This is a genomic window from Mesorhizobium sp. M7A.F.Ca.CA.004.12.1.1 (assembly GCF_003997835.1).
Classification (GTDB): domain Bacteria; phylum Pseudomonadota; class Alphaproteobacteria; order Rhizobiales; family Rhizobiaceae; genus Mesorhizobium.
Window position 1 is genome coordinate 1 of sequence record NZ_RZRK01000022.1, and the last position, 17,376, is coordinate 17,376.

At 59.0% G+C, this 17,376-nt stretch carries 14 protein-coding genes and 3 pseudogenes; 9 read left to right on the plus strand and 8 right to left on the minus strand.

Annotated elements, in window-relative coordinates; genetic code table 11:
- From EN984_RS02290 to EN984_RS02305, 4 genes are all read right to left on the minus strand, one after another.
- Positions 1 to 771: electron transfer flavoprotein subunit beta/FixA family protein (locus tag EN984_RS02290; RefSeq protein WP_164765364.1), on the minus strand; the 771-nt coding region annotated here is incomplete at its 3' end.
- A gap of 188 nt (positions 772 to 959) precedes the next feature.
- Positions 960 to 1,337, minus strand: coding sequence for a nitrogenase stabilizing/protective protein NifW (gene nifW / locus EN984_RS02295; protein WP_063169389.1), 378 nt, complete (start codon positions 1,335 to 1,337; stop codon positions 960 to 962).
- A 179-nt stretch (positions 1,338 to 1,516) separates the two neighbouring features.
- The gene (gene nifS, locus EN984_RS02300) at positions 1,517 to 2,728 is read right to left on the minus strand and encodes a cysteine desulfurase NifS (protein ID WP_063169388.1); all 1,212 of its coding nucleotides are present in this window, start codon (positions 2,726 to 2,728) and stop codon (positions 1,517 to 1,519) included.
- Positions 2,729 to 3,075: 347 nt separating this feature from the next.
- Positions 3,076 to 3,396: an iron-sulfur cluster assembly accessory protein gene (locus tag EN984_RS02305; protein WP_029356570.1), complete on the minus strand. Its 321-nt coding sequence runs from the start codon at positions 3,394 to 3,396 to the stop codon at positions 3,076 to 3,078.
- A gap of 210 nt (positions 3,397 to 3,606) precedes the next feature.
- On the opposite strand from EN984_RS02305, the gene EN984_RS02310 reads away from it, so the two are divergent.
- Positions 3,607 to 3,930 (plus strand): hypothetical protein, encoded by a 324-nt coding sequence (locus tag EN984_RS02310; RefSeq protein ID WP_126066777.1) that lies wholly within the window; start codon positions 3,607 to 3,609, stop codon positions 3,928 to 3,930.
- Between the two features lie 51 nt (positions 3,931 to 3,981).
- A pseudogene (locus EN984_RS02315) lies at positions 3,982 to 5,013 on the plus strand (ChuX/HutX family heme-like substrate-binding protein); the annotation flags it as partial.
- A gap of 261 nt (positions 5,014 to 5,274) precedes the next feature.
- On the opposite strand, the gene EN984_RS02320 reads toward EN984_RS02315, so the two are convergent.
- Positions 5,275 to 6,507 (minus strand): MFS transporter, encoded by a 1,233-nt coding sequence (locus EN984_RS02320; RefSeq protein WP_063169386.1) that lies wholly within the window; start codon positions 6,505 to 6,507, stop codon positions 5,275 to 5,277.
- Positions 6,508 to 7,994: 1,487 nt separating this feature from the next.
- Here EN984_RS02320 and EN984_RS02325 point away from each other — a divergent pair.
- From EN984_RS02325 to EN984_RS02345, 6 genes and pseudogenes are all read left to right on the plus strand, one after another.
- On the plus strand, positions 7,995 to 9,173 hold the full coding sequence (locus EN984_RS02325) for a cytochrome P450 (protein WP_063169385.1): 1,179 nt from the start codon (positions 7,995 to 7,997) through the stop codon (positions 9,171 to 9,173).
- A gap of 29 nt (positions 9,174 to 9,202) precedes the next feature.
- Positions 9,203 to 9,325: pseudogene (locus EN984_RS38530) on the plus strand (ferredoxin); the annotation flags it as partial.
- A gap of 138 nt (positions 9,326 to 9,463) precedes the next feature.
- Complete coding sequence (locus EN984_RS02330; RefSeq protein ID WP_050580531.1) at positions 9,464 to 10,051, plus strand: nuclear transport factor 2 family protein; 588 nt, start codon at positions 9,464 to 9,466, stop codon at positions 10,049 to 10,051.
- A gap of 148 nt (positions 10,052 to 10,199) precedes the next feature.
- Positions 10,200 to 11,801 (plus strand): SDR family oxidoreductase, encoded by a 1,602-nt coding sequence (locus EN984_RS02335; protein WP_063169384.1) that lies wholly within the window; start codon positions 10,200 to 10,202, stop codon positions 11,799 to 11,801.
- A gap of 138 nt (positions 11,802 to 11,939) precedes the next feature.
- Positions 11,940 to 12,992 carry an LLM class flavin-dependent oxidoreductase gene (locus tag EN984_RS02340; protein WP_063169383.1) on the plus strand — a complete coding sequence of 351 codons (1,053 nt, stop codon included), beginning with the start codon at positions 11,940 to 11,942 and terminating at the stop codon, positions 12,990 to 12,992.
- Positions 12,979 to 13,605, plus strand: a complete 627-nt coding sequence (locus tag EN984_RS02345) for a nitrogen fixation protein NifQ (protein ID WP_063169382.1) — start codon at positions 12,979 to 12,981, stop codon at positions 13,603 to 13,605. The genes EN984_RS02340 and EN984_RS02345 overlap by 14 nt, the downstream gene beginning before the upstream one ends.
- On the opposite strand, the gene rpoN is transcribed toward EN984_RS02345, so the two are convergent.
- Positions 13,602 to 15,035 carry an RNA polymerase factor sigma-54 gene (gene rpoN / locus EN984_RS02350; protein WP_063169381.1) on the minus strand — a complete coding sequence of 478 codons (1,434 nt, stop codon included), beginning with the start codon at positions 15,033 to 15,035 and terminating at the stop codon, positions 13,602 to 13,604. The two genes, EN984_RS02345 and rpoN, sit on opposite strands and share 4 nt — an antisense overlap.
- A 68-nt stretch (positions 15,036 to 15,103) precedes the next feature.
- Positions 15,104 to 15,637: a peroxiredoxin gene (locus tag EN984_RS02355; protein WP_063169380.1), complete on the minus strand. Its 534-nt coding sequence runs from the start codon at positions 15,635 to 15,637 to the stop codon at positions 15,104 to 15,106.
- 1,173 nt (positions 15,638 to 16,810) lie between these two features.
- On the opposite strand from EN984_RS02355, the gene EN984_RS02360 reads away from it, so the two are divergent.
- The gene (locus EN984_RS02360) at positions 16,811 to 17,083 is read left to right on the plus strand and encodes a hypothetical protein (protein ID WP_199489650.1); all 273 of its coding nucleotides are present in this window, start codon (positions 16,811 to 16,813) and stop codon (positions 17,081 to 17,083) included.
- 161 nt (positions 17,084 to 17,244) lie between these two features.
- On the opposite strand, the pseudogene EN984_RS02365 reads toward EN984_RS02360, so the two are convergent.
- Positions 17,245 to 17,376: pseudogene (locus EN984_RS02365) on the minus strand (IS481 family transposase); the annotation flags it as partial.

The following is a 17,376-nucleotide window of genomic DNA, read 5'->3' on the forward strand; positions in this document are numbered from 1 at the left end:
GTCCTGCAAGCCCCTTTCCGCGGTGTCGATCTGCGCCGCCCTTTCTGCCCGTGCGGTGGGGGCGAAAACACGCTTGACGACTGTAGGCGAGCCACGCAGACCGCACCGGGTGAGATCGTCAATGCCGGCGTCGGCTGCAGTCCACTTCACGACTTGGCTGCGCGCCGCGCACAGAGCCTGCTGGAGCGAGCCCCGGCGGATTTCGTTGGTGTCTTCCAGCATGGTAATGAGGCAAGGGAGTCTGCTCTTCAGCAACTGGGTGCCGCCTTCGGCGCGACGAGCGACTTCGATCTCTCGCGTATCGAGATCGATGGAGGCAATCTTCGCGACATAGGTAAGTTGCGATAAATCTAGGCGCTTGGCTATGCCCGGTCCGACCTGGGCGGTATCGCCGTCAATCGTCTGCTTGCCGGTGAAGACGATGTCCGGCCTGCCGAAAGTCTCCCCAATTTTTGCGATTGCTTGCGAAAGAGCAAAGGAAGTCGCCAGCGTATCGGATCCGGCAAAATAGCGGTCCGTCAAGAGAACTGCTCGGTCAGCACCGTAACCGAGCGCCTTTCGCAGCGAGTCCTCCGCCATGGGCGGACCCATTGTGAGCACAGTAACCTCGCCACCATGAACGTCGCGCAGTTTGAGCGCTTCTTCGAGGGCGAACAGGTCGTAAGGATTGATGATGGTCGGAACACCCTGACGCATGATCGTGTTCGTCACCGGGTGCACGCGGATCTGTGCCGAATCCGGCACCTGCTTGATGCAGACTACGATATGCATTGGCGGTTTCTCTAAGCTCCCAGTCCGGATTCGTGCTTGGCGGTTCACCTCATTGCCTGCATCGTTCATGCCAAGTCGTCTTCCTGCCTCTATTCCAGAAGGTGGCTTCGTTTGCTTCCGAGGAGGCGTCATGAGGACTGGATTTGTCGACTTCTCGACATTGTCGCGTCGCAGCCGTGTCGGGCTCATTACTTTCCGAACCGCTTCAGTGCAGAGTCGAGCGGGACGAAGGCGCGGCCAGGTGCGGGACATATGTTTGGATCGTGGTCCCTTAGCACCTTGAACACACGTTGCGTGAGCGGCGAGGAAGTCGCGAAATCTTCGTAGGCGCGTTCCAGCTTGGCGCGCACCCGCGCGGCGATTACCTGGTTAGGCAGACCGGAGAAATCTTCTTCGGCAAGGTATTGGCCCACGCGCTTCATGATATGGAGCCGCGAGACATTCATCACTTTCGGGTCGTAGGAGACGTCAAGGCAGGCGAAGAAGTCCTCCGCGGCCGACAGGCCCTTCAGTCGCGCTAGGATATCGGTGCGATCGATCGGGCGGCTATCAGCGGAGCAGTTCATTGTATTCTCCCGGCGCGAAATTGTGGTGTCGATGCATTGGTGACATTGCTGACGGCGTGCCGACCTCTGGCACGGCGGCTGGGCAAGAGACTTGGCGATCTCAAGCTTTTCTGAAGTGGTGAAGGCGACCCCGAGTTTAACTGCTCTCCTTGCGCAGGGTCGTCACGTTGAGGAAGACCTCACGGCTCGTCGGCTATTGTGCCGCTCGGACCCGGGCCGGAATGAAGCTGTTCTGCACCTCGCCCGCACAGTCCAGCACTGGGAACGGCCCGTAGCTTCTCGGTGATCGCAGGCAGGACCTCAAGCACGCGGTCTACGTCATCTTCGCCGTTGTCACGCGACAAGGAGAAGCGGACTGCCCCACATGCCGCGTTCATAGCGATCAGAACATGGCTCGGTTCCAGTGAGCCAGAGGCACAGGCGGACCCGGCGGAACAGGCGATTCCCAGCCGGCTCAGGACAATTGGAATTGCATCGCCTTCGATACCTTCGAATCCAATGTTTGCAGTGTTTGGCAATCGCTCTTGCGGATCGCCGTTGATGGATGTGTTTGGGATGCGCTGGATGATCCCGTTCTCAAGGCGGTCGCGCAACCATTTTATTCGTTTTGTCTCGTCCATGAATTTCAAGGCGAGTTCGGCCGCCATGCCCAGTCCGACTATGCCGGGTGTGTTTTCAGTGCCTGCACGCCGGTCGCGCTCTTGGTGCCCACCCTTGATCATGGAGGAGAAGCGCACGCCACGTCTTACATAAAGCGCGCCTATCCCCTTTGGACCATGCAGCTTGTGGGCGGAGAGCGACAGCATGTCGATCGCGGTCGATTTCAGCTCAATCGGAAGCCTTCCGACCGCCTGCACTGCATCAGTGTGGAAAAGCGCGCCGACTTCCCTGGCTAGATCGGCAAGCTTAACCACGGGAAAGATCGTACCGGTCTCATTGTTCGCCCACATTATCGAGACGATTGCCACTTGTGGGGTGAGGGCGGTTCTGTAGGCGTCCAGGTCGAGCCGGCCGTAGTGATCGACTGGGATAATGTGCACCTTGACGCCGCGCGTCTTCTCAAGGTGCGCGCACAACTTCAGAACGGCCGGATGTTCAACCGCGGAAGTCACTATTTCCGTTCGGTCGGGCATCACCTCCAGCGCCGAAAGGATGGCTGTACTGTCGCTTTCAGTCCCGCCCGAGGTGAAGATGATCTCGTCCTCGAATCCCGCGCCGATGAGGGCTTGCAACTGTTGCCTCGCCTTTCTCACGGCTTCAGCAACCGATGCGCCATAGGCGTGCATGGACGAATGATTGCCAAATTGCTCCGTAAAGAAAGGCAACATCGCTCCAACGACTGCAGGATCAACCCGCGTCGTTGCGTTGTTGTCGAGATAGACAGGGTTCATGGGAGTGATCCTTCAACTGCTGAAATGATTCAAGGGTAGTCGGGCCATTGAACCTCTGGCGCATATCGTATCTGGTAAGGTGGGCGGCCGGGGGAGCGATGGCTTGGCTGACCGGTCGCTGTCGACATTGCCCTTTGGTGGCGGCATCCGCCGGGAATTCAGCTGTTTCGGGCAATTTTGTTTGCTTGCCCACGGCAACGATCGATGATCGCGATTTGGTGCATCACCGAACGCAATTGTTCCGGGCCGACAGTGCGTGTCGGCCGGTTCCAGAGCGCCGGCGGTTACCGGTTCGACGCAGTATTCCTTGGCGTCGCTATAGTCGAACATAGCCTGTTCCCTCGCAATCATTTGCAGGACTTGCCGCAGCCGCACGTCTCACGCGCATTGGGGTTATCGAAAACAAAGCCGGATGTTTCGAGCCCAGTGACGAAGTCCACGGTCATGCCGGCGGCATGGGGTTGGGAGCCTCTATCCATGAACACCTTGAGCCCATCTCGCTCGATGATCGCATCGCCCTCACGTGAGACGCTCTCCAGGCCCATTGAGTATTGGAAGCCGGCGCAGCCGCCGGCATGGACCATGATGCGAAATCCTTCCGCCGGCTCGCTGGCGCGGTAAAGAGCGGCCTTGATGGCGGCAACAGCGTTGTCGGTGAGCGTAATCATGGCTCGATTTCTCCTCGGTCCGGCGTTTTCGTGGATCATCTCGCATGGACCGTGCCAAAGGGAAGACGTGTCAAAAACCGTAGGACATCCCGACGTCTCTTATGCTCGATTGCTGGGGAGACGTCCGACAACCGACACTTACTGTCGGGTTTGTCGCGTCCGCGTCACAGGAAGGGCGCCTGAGTTCGCGATGCACTCACGCGTAAAGCAATGAACAGAGCCAAAGATGTTCAGAGCTTGCCGCGGAGCAACTGGCACGATTTTTGTGAAGCCTTCGTTGCGGCGGCAAAATTGCCGGCCGATTCACCTTTGGGTTGCCCTCGCAATCGAAGAACGAAGGAAAGCAATATGATCCATCAGACCCGCCTTGGTGGGAAAGCAGCACCGCCGGTGGTACCCGAATGCTCGATCGGCCGATTGGCGCCGACCACCCAACAATCGCTCGCTACCGGCGATTGGCCGCTGACCGCCCGGAGACAGGATTCGACTGGCATGTGCCTGACGATCGATCGCGTCCGCCGTGCACATCCCTGAGGCCCGTTTTTCGATCGATCGTCAAAAGAAGAACGGGGCAGGGGTAAAAACATGGATCAGCGCAAGAAGCGGTCGCCCAACGAAATCCGGCGTGCGTGGGAAGTCTGTCCGAACATTCCCGCGCGTGATTTCGCCGCCCAATTGGCCATTTCGGAAGCGGAACTGGTCGCGGCCCATTGCGGTTTCGGCGCGGCACGCATCGACCCGCGCGTCAATCACCTTCTGACGGGCCTCGAATTCGTGGGCGAAGTGACGGCGCTGACCCGCAATCAAGGTGCCGTGCACGAAAAGATTGGCGTCTTCAACAGAGTGATAACCGGCAACAATCACGCCATGGTCCTTGGTGACGAATTCGACCTTCGCGTCTTCCCGCAGGCTTGGAGGTATGGTTTCGCTGTTGAAAGGCGCCATCGCGGCGGAATCCAGCGCAGTTTGCAATTCTTCGACGCCGCCGGCGCAGCAGTGCATAAGGTGCATCTCAGGCCGGTCTCCAACCTTCATGCCTATCGAAAGCTGGTGGCCGAGCTCGTATCCGCCAACCAGGAGCCGACCATGTCGCTTAAGGCGAGAGTAGCCGACCTGGGCGCGAGGACTGCGGACTGGGCCGGCACGGTGGACGACCTACGCGAGTACTGGAGCCGGCTGACTGACGTCAACCTTCTAAAGACGCTCAAGCTCAGCCGCTGCCAGGCTTTGCGCATGGTCGGCCAGGATTACGCTTGGCTGCTCGACAATGCCGCAGTTGGCGCCGTGCTCCAGCGTGCGGCCGAAGACGAATTGCCGATCATGTGCTTCGTCGGCAACCGAGGTTCTATCCAGACCCATTCCGGCTTAATCAAGTCGGTCAAGCAGATCGGGCCGTGCATCCATGTGCTGGACGAAACGTTCCGGCTGCATCTCAGGACCCACCAAATCCGTGAGGTTTGGGCCGTGCGCAAGCCGACCAATGACAGTCACGTCACCTCGCTCGAAGCATATGGGTCCGACGGCAAGATCATCATCCAGTTGTTCGGTGCGCGCAAGGAAGGCGAACGCGAGCGCGACGACTGGCGGGTTCTGGCGGAAAACCTGCCTCGTTTCCCCGACAGCTACATGAGAAAAGACCGATCGTCGTCGGTGGGACGCCGGCGCCCATCTGCCTCCGCAGCCAGTAGCCGGGCATTGAAGCCGAGACCGGGGACACGATGACGCAATAAGCGCGCTGTATTATCGCAACGCGATGAGCAGGAAGCAATTTGGCGCTGCCCCATCGACCGCATGGTTACGACGAAGCCGCGGCCTTTGGGCCGAGCTCAGAGGTGACAATAGCGTGAACGCCGCCGACCGTCACTCCCCACCAGGCGGTCAGGTTTTGCGGTTCGGGCCGAGCAAAAATACTGTCAAGACAGCGAGGAACGTGGCAACCGCGCTGTAGACAAAGACACTGGCAATACCCGTGTGATCCACCAATAGGCCACCGCAAGTTGTGCCGGCTGCGATGGCCACTTGGAAGGTTATGACCATCAGTACACCAGCGCTCTCGGCCTGTTTCGGAGCGGCGCGTAGCACCATCCATGTCTGCAATCCGACCGGGACCGCGCCAAAAGCAAAGCCCCATACGGCAACTGCAATTGCCGAGGTCAAGGCCGATGCTCTCATGGTCAGGAGCGAGACAGCGGCTACGGCAATGAGCAGGGGCGGCAGGGCCGCGACCGCCTTGAGACTGTGTTTGGTGAGGAATGCGCCGGCTAAATTGCCGAAGACGCCGGCCGTGCCAAAAGCAAGGAACACGAGCGGGATTGACTTCTTGTCGAGCGCAGGAACGCTCTCGAGAAAGGCGCGGATGTAGGCGAAGCTGGCAAAATGGCCGGAAGCGACCAATAGCACGACTAGCACCGCAACCTTCATCGCCGGATTCTTCGCGACATCCAGCGGACTGCGGAATCTGCGCACTTCGATCGGAGGCAGTGGCGGAATGGTTACGAGTTGCACGAGCAGCGCAACGGCACTCACGATTGCGGCGACCTTGAACGAGGCTCGCCATCCCCAAATGTCACCGACATAAGCGCCGATTGGAGCCGCGCAGACGGAGGCGACAGAAACGCCGGTGAGGATGACCGACATGGCGCGCGGCATGAGGTGACTTGGAACCAGCCGCATCGCCAACGCTGCCGAAATTGACCAAAAACCACCAAGCGATATGCCAAGGACGACGCGTGCCGCCAGCAAAACCGGCAGCGACCCCGCAACCTCCGCCAGAACGTTCGACAGGATCAGCAGGAGCGTCATCGCCCAGATGACGACCCTGCGGTCCAGACGCTTTGTCACGATGGCGATTATCGGTGCCGAGATCGCCGCGACGATTGCGGCCGCTGTTAGCGCCTGTCCAGCCGTGCCCGTGGTGATACGGAGATCATGCGCGAGCGGTGTCAGAACGCTGGCGGGCAGAAACTCTGCCGTCACAAGCCCGAAGGTGCCGAAGGAAAGCGAAATGATGGCACCCCATGCAGGGCCAGAACGTTGATAGGGACTTTCTGGGTCAAGCCGATCTCGGTCGAACAAAGCCGCGTCCACTAAATCTGTCGCCGATTCGGTCATGAATGAGTTCTCCGGCTAGGAGCTGTTGCAGCAGGGGTGGCTACATCGCCGGGGATCAAAGCCGCGAGACCTTCCGGCGGCGGCCAGTCGGCATCAGTCGAGGCCTCGGAGCCCGACGCATCCGAGGCCTCATCGGAGGGCCGACGGACCCAACCGTCGACAATGCGGGAGAGTTCTCGGCGCGGTCGCATCGATCGCATTCGTCGAAGTGCGGTCTGTTCACTGCGAACCAAGCAAGCCGAACGCGGTGTCCTCGATCGAGGCCTTGATGGGGGGATGATCGACGATCTCTATATTGCTTTGAAGCAGGAAGTTCCGTCGCCATATGTGGTTATCCTGGCAGCCAGAATTGAGCGGTTGTCGCAAGCACCAAGGCGGTCGCAATGAGTGCAACGAGGCGGAAGTCTGATCGATGGCTGCGGTTCGATGGCCGCGCGATCGACAAAATTGAGGTGATGAGTTATCCCTTTTGAAGCCGTTGCTCCCAATTCTGGGATAAGGTAATTGCAGGCGGTCCCAGCAACGTCGGGCGGCCTTTTTGGTGATCGAATTCATGGGACGACACTCTCGGTCCGTGACGCATCTGCGAATGACTCCGCAAGTTCCGTGCCATCAACGACAAATCTGGCTCTGCTGAGCGGGTGGTGGAGGCACGAGCGTGGGCTATCCCAAGAGCTTGCCGCAAGGTTGTTCGAAGTTGAGGTGCCGGATAGACCGCAAATATGTCGGGCGGCCTGGGGTTGGCCAACACGAAGATGCGCAAGTTCAAAAGGACGAGCTGAACCCTTGCCGATATCCATCCGAGGCTGATCTGGAGAAGGTCAAGAACTGCGTCTTGAAGGCTTCCGCCGCACCGGCAAATGCTAAGCCAAGGTGCTGGGCAAGATGGACAGGGCCATCCAACCCGTCGACTGGACGCTCATTAATGGCGTCGGTGTGGCTCTGTAGCTGGCGAGAAAAACGCCCTGCTGAAAGACAAAAGCTCGTGTGGCCGGCTCTGAAGGACGGCCAATGAGGCATGCGAGGAGAGGCTATAGTCCATTCGTGTAGACTGATCTTGTCCTACGGAGGCGGCTAACCACCCCGCCAGACATCATCGAGGGGAGCGCCACTAGGCTCACCCCAAGTGTTGGTCGTTTCCACCTGGTGACCTCGGCCAAGTCACCAAGCCGCTTAGCGCAAGCTTTCGAACTGGATGCTCCCCGGGCACATGATCGGCTAGCGATCCCACCAGTTGAGTTGCTCCAAGTCGCTGTCTAGCATTCTACATTCTGTGTCCGACGCTGGACAAGAATGTTGCAATCCCGACCAGCAAGTCAGCGCAGGCGCCACCTGTTGCCCAGCAAACGGCAAGGATTATCGAAAGACGAATTCGGCACGGAGCTTGCACCGACGATTGCATGCAAATGCCGACAGCATCTCATGAACGGTCTCTCGATTCTGGCGCGGTTAAATCGCGGCCGGTTCCAGATCATGTCCCGCCCGAAATGGTGAGGGACTTCAACCTGTTTACGTCGCCCGGCATGTTGCCGACGGCTAACGGGGATCCGCATGCAGCGGTTGCTTGCGTTCATGCCGGGCCTCCGATCTTTTATTCAACCAGCAACACGCGCGACGGTCGGGGTACCTGGGTCATCACTCGCGCGAGCGACCAGCGCCGGGTGCTGCAGGACACCGAAACGTTTTCCAGCCATCGCAGCATCTTCGCCTCTGTGCTCGGCGAGAGCTGGCCGATGATCCCGCTTGAGCTCGATCCGCCATTCCACGGTGTTTTTCGCTCACTGCTCAATCCGCTGCTTTCGCCAAAGCGGGTAATGGCATTGGAGCCGGCTGTCCGGGAACGAGCGATCAAGCTGATCGACAGGATCGCCGCATCAGGCACGAGCTGCGACATCATGAAGGATTTTGCAGTTCCGTTCGCGGTCAATATCTTCCTTCGCTTTATTGGGCTTTCGGACAACGGACTAGAAACATTTGTCGGCTGGGCTAGAGATCTGCTCCACGGCGATAAGGAGCAACGACCACCCGCAGCCCGGACGATCGTGGCCTTCATCGACGAACTTGCCACCGAGCGCCGCAAGGAGCCGGTCGATGATTTCATGACCTTCATCGTGAAGGCAAAGGTCGAGGGTCGTCTGCTCAGTGACGAAGAAGTCCGTGGCATCGGCGTGCTTGTGTTCGTCGCGGGACTCGACACGGTCTCAGCAGCCATATGCTTCGACTTGGCCCATCTCGCGCGCAACCCCAAAGATCAGGAATTGCTACGAAGCGAACCTGACCGGATTGCCGTCGCTGCGGAAGAATTGCTGCGCGCCTATTCGACCATTCAGATGATCCGAGTGGCAACGAAGGATGTCGACTTCAAAGGCGCGCCGATCCGCAAGGGAGATTATGTTTCCTGTGCCACGATGATTGCCAATCGTGACCCGGCGGAATTCGAATGCCCGAATGAGATCGATCTGGCGCGCGAGGACAACCGGCACGCTGCCTTTGGCTATGGTCCCCATCGTTGTCTTGGCTCACACCTTGCCCGGCGGGAGATTGTCATTGGCCTGGAGGAGTGGCTGGCGCGCATCCCAGCCTTTCGGATCAAGACAGGGACTGAACCTATCACCTTCGGCGGCCATGTGTTCGGGATCGAGAATCTGATCCTGGAATGGTCCTGAAGTTTCAGCCAACGACATTGGAGTTCGCTATGCGTGTCGTCGTACATAAAGCCAGATGCCAGGGTCATGCGCGCTGCTGGGCGCGGGCGCCGAGAGTCTTCAAGCTTGATGACGCCGGCTACATCTTGCCCGGTGATATTGATGTTGCCGATGGGGAGCAACTGCTTGCCTCAAAAGGGGTACGAGCCTGCCCCGAACAAGCTCTGGAAGTTGACGAGCCCCCCGCTAACTCAGTTGTAGAGAGAGACACACGCAAAGTGCAGACTGGCATCGGGAAGGACAAAACAATCATACAATTCGCGACAGACCCTGTCGACCACGCGAAAATTACCGAACTGCGTGACCGAGAGGCGATCCGCAACTGCCTGTATCGGTACTGCCGCGGGATAGACCGCGCCGATGAGGCGGCGCTGCGTAGCGCATACTGGCCCGAAGCGTATGACAGGCACGGTCCCTATTGCGGACCGGCAGAGGACTTCATCCAATTTGCTCTCGGTCTGCCGGGGCACCGTAACATCCATCAAATCACGAACAGCCTGATCGACTTCATCAGTTCAGCAGAGGCCGCGGTCGAGAGCTATTTCACCGCGCTGCAACGCGGACCGGATACAGACCAAGAAATACGTCAGACGCTGCTTTGCGGCCGTTACTGCGATCTGTTTCAGAAGAGGCAGGACGAGTGGCGAATTGCGGAACGGACAGTCGTCTACGATTGGGTTGAGGAGCAAATCCCGCCAGCGATTCTTGAGGCAGATAGGTTCGGCCGGCGACAGCCGATTGGAGCACCACATCCAGACGATCCCATCTACCAGTTGCTCAAGGGTCACATCCCCACCGACCAAGATGGCGTCGAGGGTCCCCAACTGGGAGCTGCATAAGTGGGTAGGAATGGAGGATGAGCGCCCTACGGGAACGACATCTGTGTGGGGCCGCGACTGGCGGTCACTGCAACGATTTGGCTCGGCCCTTCATTCCGCCCAAGGTTGATGGGCTGAGATCACAAGCGGTCATCGTGGAGAAGCTCTCGTGAAACTGGCAGCACGCACCGTAATCATCACAGGCGCTGCGGGCGGGATCGGCCGTGCCCTGGTCGATATCCTTGCCGCGGACGGAGACACTGTAGTTGCGGTGGACCTTCCGGGCAGTGGTGTGGTTGAACTGGCTCGGGATCTCGGGTCGCCGCACGTCGGTCTGGAGTGCGATGTGTCGCGAGAGAAGGACATGCTCTCACTTTTCGGCCAGGTCGAAGCACGGTTCGCGCAAATCGATGTCCTCATCAACAATGCGGCGGTTGGACCCACGATGGATAGGATCATCGACACCGCTGTCGATACCTTCCGACGCGGCGTGACAGTGAACCTTATTGGGCCATTCGTTATGGCCCGGGAAGCGGCGCGGCGCATGAAGCCGGGCGGTGCGATCGTCAATGTGGCTTCGATGGCGGGCGTGGTCGGCAATCCCAGGCGCAACGCCTACGCAGCCTCGAAAGCTGGCGTGATCTCGTTGACAAAGTCCCTTGCATGCGAGTGGGCTATGCGAGGAATCCGCGTCACGGCGGTGGCGCCGGGCTCCGTCCGCACCCCAATGGTCACAGAACTGGCACGCGCTGGCAAAATGGACCTCGCGGCGATACGCCGCCGCGTGCCGATGGGGCGCTTGGCTCGCCCCGACGAGATCGCCAGGGTCGTGCGTTTTCTGAGCAGCACGCAGGCGCGCTACATCACCGGCTCGGTGCTGGCAGTCGACGGAGGCTGGATGTCATTCAACCAGCCGGGGGATGCTCACCCGCCGGTGGATGGTGCGCTCCAAGCCGAGCTCTCCTGTCCGGCCGAATGCACAGATGCGCGAATCGTGCTCGTCACCGGTGGCGCAAAAAGCATTGGCGCGGCCGTCGCTCGCCGCTTTGCCGCGAACGGCGACACCGTCGTGATTGCTGATAAAGATGGCACTGCAGCGGCAGAGCTGGCTACATCGCTCCCCGGCAAGCATCTGGCGAAATCGCTGGACGTGGCCGTCGAGAGCGATGTGGTGTCGATGTTCGAAGAACTGAGGGGACGCTTCGGGTATATCGATGTTCTGGTCAATAGTGCTGATACCGCCGACAGGATTGTGCCTGCGATCGAGCAACTGTCGAAACAGCTCGAACACGTCCTGGATGTCAACCTTACCGGCGCCTTCACCTGCGCGCGCGAAGCGATCAAGGCTATGCGCCCGGGCGGCGTGATCCTCAATCTCGGGTCGATCGACAGCTTTCTGCCGTTCGCGCCGCGCCATGCCTACGGCGCCTCCAAGGCGGGGATGGATATGCTGACCCGTTGCATGGCGGCCGAACTCGGGCCGGTCGGAATTCGGACAGCCACCGTCGCTCCTGGCCACATCCGCACGCCCGCACTTGCTCAGTTGGCCAAAGCCGGCCGCATCGACCTGACAGCAATCGGACGACGCATCCCCATGGGCAGGATGGGACGGCCAGAAGACGTCGCAGATGCATCGTTCTTCCTTGCTTCGTCTGACGCCTCATACATCAACGGCTCGATCCTCTACGTGGACGGCGGCTGGACCTCGTTCGGTGATGCGGGAAACGCCAGCGAGCTCTATGACGAATGTTTTGCGGAGGCCGCAGGTTAATTGCCAGGCCTTCGCAGGGCGACCGGCCGAGCATTATGAAGCCTCGGCTCCACGACGCACCTGAGGTGCTTGAGATCCAAGCATGCGCATGCCGAGCACATTCCCGGTCGGCTGACGTGTCTATAACGAGGAGAAATCATGGAATTTGCCACTTTCATTCTGGCCGCCCAGCGTGGCTATCACCAATCCTCAGAAAGCGTCATCCGCAACTCCATCGAACAGGCCGTCGCTTCGGAGCAGGCTGGGTTCAACACCGCGTGGTTTGCTGAGCACCACTTCAACAATTACAGCCTCATACCATCCCCGCTGATGATGGTGGCGCACTGCGGCGGCTTGACAAGCACGATTCGCCTGGGCACTGCCGTCTGCGTGCTGCCGCTTTACCAACCGCAGCGCCTGCTGTCCGAGATCGGCTTCGCCGACATCGTTGCGAACGGCCGTCTCGAGCTCGGCGTAGGCTTGGGATACCAGCAGTTCGAGTTCGAACGGTTCGGCGTGGACATCGATGAGGCGCCGGCCGTCTTTTCGGAATACCTGGACATCATTCTCAAGGGCCTCAACCAAAACGTCTTCGAACACGACGGCCAGTATGAGAAGATCCCCCCAACAGCGATTTCGGTCCGCACAGTCCAGCAGCCGACGCCGCCTATCTGGATCGCTGGCGGAGCCGCACGGATGGCTCGGGCCTACCGCGAGGGGCACAATTTTTTTGTCACAGCCTTCCACGACGGCTTAGAGACTTTGACCACACTGCGTGAATCAGTCGAGAGGGCGGCGGCATCCGAGGAAAAGAACGTCACCGACGTCAAGATATCGCTGCTGCGCTGCTGCTATGCCAGCCACGACGAGTTGGAGATCAACAGCTATCTCGACAATGCCCGCTTCCAGCGCCGGCTTTCTGAAGCCCTGCATCAGCGTCGCCAACAGAGCCACGATGGCTACCTGCTGCAGGAGACACCGACCCAGCAGGATCTGTCCTTCGAGACCATGCGCAAAAATTTGCCGATTGGCAGCGTAAATCGCGTGATTGATCGCCTGCTGGAAGAGATCGATATCTTGAAACCGGACCAGATCGCAGTTCAGACTCAATTGGGCGACTTCGACCAAAAGACGATGCTGCGCCAGATCGAGCTCTGGGGCGACAAGATCATCCCTGCGGTCAACAAGGCGCTTTGTCATGCCGGAAGCTGAAGCCGGCCGTTACGATGATGGCTGCCTATCCAGCGCGCAATGGCGTGGGTCCGAGCTAGGGAGGAGCTTCGATCAGCATGTGCTGCCCTGCGTACATTCACGTTCGCTTGAGGAGGTCCAGGCGGGCGAGGTGTTGGCGACGGAGGGGACAGGCCTTTCGTCTGTCGAATTGCGTGATGTCTTGGCCGCAACTTTCCCGTCTACCTCCAGCAGCGTATTCGCTTTGGAGGAGTTGAGCGAGCCCGAGCCGGAACTGGAAGAGGAACTGCTACGCCGGCTGCTGCTAGCGCATGCTGCGCCGGCCGACCCGGCGAGCGCCCGCTTGGCCAAGATCATCGCCCGGCGTGCGATGCGCATGGACCATCTTTGGCGGGATCTTGGCCTCTCAAATCGCGCTGAGCTCAGCCGCCTGCTTGCCAGACATTTTCCCGCGCTGGCGGCAGGCAACACAGAAAACATGAAATGGAAAAAGTACTTTTACCGCAAGCTGTGTGAGGCCGAAGGCTTTTCGTCATGCACAGCACCCAGTTGCGGGGAATGCCATGACTTCGAAAGCTGCTTCGGCCCGGAGGAAGTTGAGAGTCGCCTCTCGCCGACCACGAATGTCGGTTAGTCACTTCGCTTGATCGCAGCTGCGGACAAACGCTTATCGCGGCGCCGTCGTATGGAGGAAGGGATGTTCATCGCCTCGCGATATTTGGTGACGGTACGGCGAGCGACATCGATGCCGGTCTCCTTGAGTTGAGCAACGATGTCTTCGTCGGAATGTACCTTGTCGAGCGATTCTTCGGCTATGATTGCCTTGATCCGATGGCAGACAGCTTTGGCGGAGTGCGCATCGCCGCCCTCGCAGGATGCGATTGGCGCAGCGAAAAAATACTTCAGCTCGAACACCCCGCGCGGAGTCAACATGTACCTGTTCGAAGTCACCCGGCTTACCGTCGACTCGTGCATGCCGATCTCGTCAGCGACATTTTTGAGACAGAGAGGCCGCAGATGGGCGGCGCCGTGTGTAAAAAAGGCATCCTGCTGGCGCACGATTTCGGTCGCAACCTTAAGGATCGTCTTAGCGCGCTGCTTGAGACTGCTGATCAGCCAGTTCCCTTTTTCCTGGCAATTGTCGAGAAACGCTTTGCCTTCCGGATTTTGCTTGGTCAGCTGCGAGATTTCGGCGACATAGGTGTGGTTGATCAACACTTTGGGCAGCGTGGCCGGATCAAGCTCCACCCGCCATCCACCTTCGGACTTGGGCATTACCCAGACGTCCGGTACGATGGTTTCCGGCGTCCCGGACTGGAACCGGTCTCCAGGCTTGGGATCGAGCGCGCGGATTTCGTTCCTCATGTCGAGGAGATCCTCCTCGTCGACTCCGCAACGCTGCTTCAATCCCTGAAAATCCCCCCGTGCAAGCATCTCGAGATTGGCGACCAAAGCTGCCATAGCCGGGTCGAACCGGTCTTGCTGGCGCAGCTGAATCTCCAGGCATTCGCTGAGAGTTCGCGCAAAAATGCCCGGCGGATCAAATTGCTGCAAGATTCCGATGACCCGTTCCACATCAGCTTGCCGAACGTTTAACGTCCTGGCCAGATCGAAAAGGTTTACCTGAAGATAGCCAGTGTCCTCCAGATGAGCGGCGAGCTGTCCGGCAATCAGCCGCTCCTGGGGGGTGAACGGGTTGAGGGCGACCTGGCGGGCGACATGGTCGTGCAATGTTTCGGTGTGGGCGGTAAACTCCTCGACGGCAGGTCGATCGTTGCCGCTACTGCGTTGCGACTTCCATTGCCCGCGCCCGCCAGACGGCCCGCCAATGGGCGATTCGCCGATTTCGCTTCTGCTTTGACTGCTCCGCTGATCCACCCCTGGCAGCGGCGAATCGTCGTCAAACGGGTCAGGCTTCAAAACGGGGTTCTTCTCGAGTGCCTGCTGCACGAGCTGATGGAGTTCAGTATGCGTCAATCGCAGCAAGCGAATAGCTTCAATGGCTTGAGGCGATAAGACCATACGTTGCTTCTGGCGTTGAAGCAGGCTTGCTGAGAGATGCATGTTGAACCGTGATCTGCCGAGGAGGCTCTAGTGTGTGCTTGGGTTGTGTGAGACTTTCCACTTCTGGGTCATGCCGCCGCCTTCAATTTGTCGAGAACGTTTTGCGGGGATGAAACGCCATAGGGGTCCGTCTCGCAGTTGTCACAGAAGCCTTCCTCCTCGAACCACTGCTCCACCACGCCATCGTCGATCAGAGCGGCGTATCGCCAGGAGCGCATGCCAAAGCCCAGATTGTCCTTCGCGACCAGCATGCCCATTTTGCGCGTGAACTCGCCCGACCCGTCTGGGATCAGCTCGATCTTCTGCAGCCCCAAGGACTTTCCCCACGCATTCATGACGAAAGCATCGTTGACCGAGACGCAGTAGATCGCGTCAATTCGCAGTTCCAGAAATTGATCATAGAGTTTTTCGAAATCGGGCAGTTGGAAGGTCGAGCAGGTCGGGGTGAAGGCGCCAGGCAGCGAGAACAGGATGATGCGCTTGCCCCCGAAATAATCGTCGGAGGTCTTGTTCTCCCACTGATAAGGATTTGGCCCCCCGATCGACTCATCGCGAACACGCGTGCGAAAGGTCACGAGAGGAACGTTCTTTCTATAGGTCATTGATTTGCTTCCAGGCCAAAGTGGTACGGTGCATTTTTCGGTTAAACTGAAGCGGCATCGACTTCGGTCGACAGTTCCGGCAGCCTCGCGCCTTGGCGTGGTTGCCTCGGACCGGTCTTGTGCAAGACCGCCCCCGAGCAGGCACGTTTAACGGCGACGAGCTTCCGCGGAGACGGGGAATTTTGCTCGCGTGCTTTATCGAGCTTTGAGAGGTAGGCATGGTCTGCAACCGTGATTTTGACTGCGTTCTATCGACCGAGTCGCAAGCGCCATGCCAATTGACCCGATGCCTTGGGTTCACTTCGGTTTTTGCAGCAACTTTCGTGTTGTGCAGTAATGCCGGTCGATATTATTGCTCAAGCAGCACTGGAAATTGGGTGCGACTCCGTTCGGCAAACCCGGCCTTTGTCCGAAGCCGGACACGAATGTCGGAAATAGCCAAACGCCAGGATCTGGGGCGGGTTAAGAAACGTTGCCGTGGGCACCGGCTTCAGCACAATTGCGCCACGCGAGCATGGCTCCCAGCGTCAATGCCGTGCAGCAGCGAGACGAAGTCACTGCAGAATATCAACCTCTGCGAAGTCGTTGAAACCCAGCATGTGCGAGCCGTTCGAGGCGCAGATCAAGGCATGCTCGAGGAAGAGCTCGTGCTCTCGGCAGCAAGTGTTGCGACGTCTGACAAGGATCGTCGCGCTTCAAGGAAAAGAACCTGAATGGTGCACGGCTTGTGAAGGCCGGCGCATGGAAATGGCTGGGCTGATCATCCTCCATGAGGGTTGAATGAAGAGCTGGCCCCTATCTCCCTCAGCTGCAACGGGGGGAGATAGGGCATGTCCGTCTATCGCGCTGGGTAACATTCCTCGGTGATGCAATAAGGGGGAGCAATTTCTCATTTCGGCAGACACGACCCAGCTCTCCTTTCATGCGCTGATTCCCCCAGGGGAAATCGCGACTCCAGGCTTCCTATGCAGCGAATCGCGGTGCTGTCCGATGTCCGACAATGTCGGATGCGGATCGTAGCTGGGCTAGATCCGTCACTTTGCCTCGATGGTTTCCCACTGGCCTTATATCTGCTTCGCCCAAATGCGGCGACATAACCTGTGCGGCATCTGTGAATGGATCGACTTCAATCGAGACCTCGGAGGTCCCGATGCGCGAAGGGAGCTTGCCGATATGACGGCCACCATAGCGAACCACGGTCCGGACGACGAGGGGACTTGGATCGGCGGGCCTGCGGCGCTGGGACACCACCGCCTGGCAATCATCGATATCCAGGGCGGCCGCCAGCCGAGGATGCTCCAGGGGGATGGCCGACCTGACTTGGTGCTCGTCTACACGGGTGAGACTTACAACTACCGCGAGCTGCGTCAACAGCTGGCCGGCCTAGTCCATCGCATGAACACGAGCAGTGACACCGAGGTGGTGCTGCACCGCCCCCGCGAGTAGGGCTCTTCGGCGGGTACACTTTTTTCACGAAATCCGTGAATGTTTCTCGCGACATCATCCCGCAATCGGTGGTGCAGCGGGTGAAGAGCCCGTATCCGGCTATCCAGAATGCCGCCTACGACAAAATACTACGTACGCGGTTCACTGTGATGCTGGACGACCTAGTTGTGGAGCTTCAACAGGTTGTCCTCGATCAGGGCGAGGCGACTGATAGGCGTTTTTGACTTTAGGCTGCCATGTGGACGATGCCAATTGTATCTGTGCAGCCAGACAGGCAGTTCGGCGGCACGATG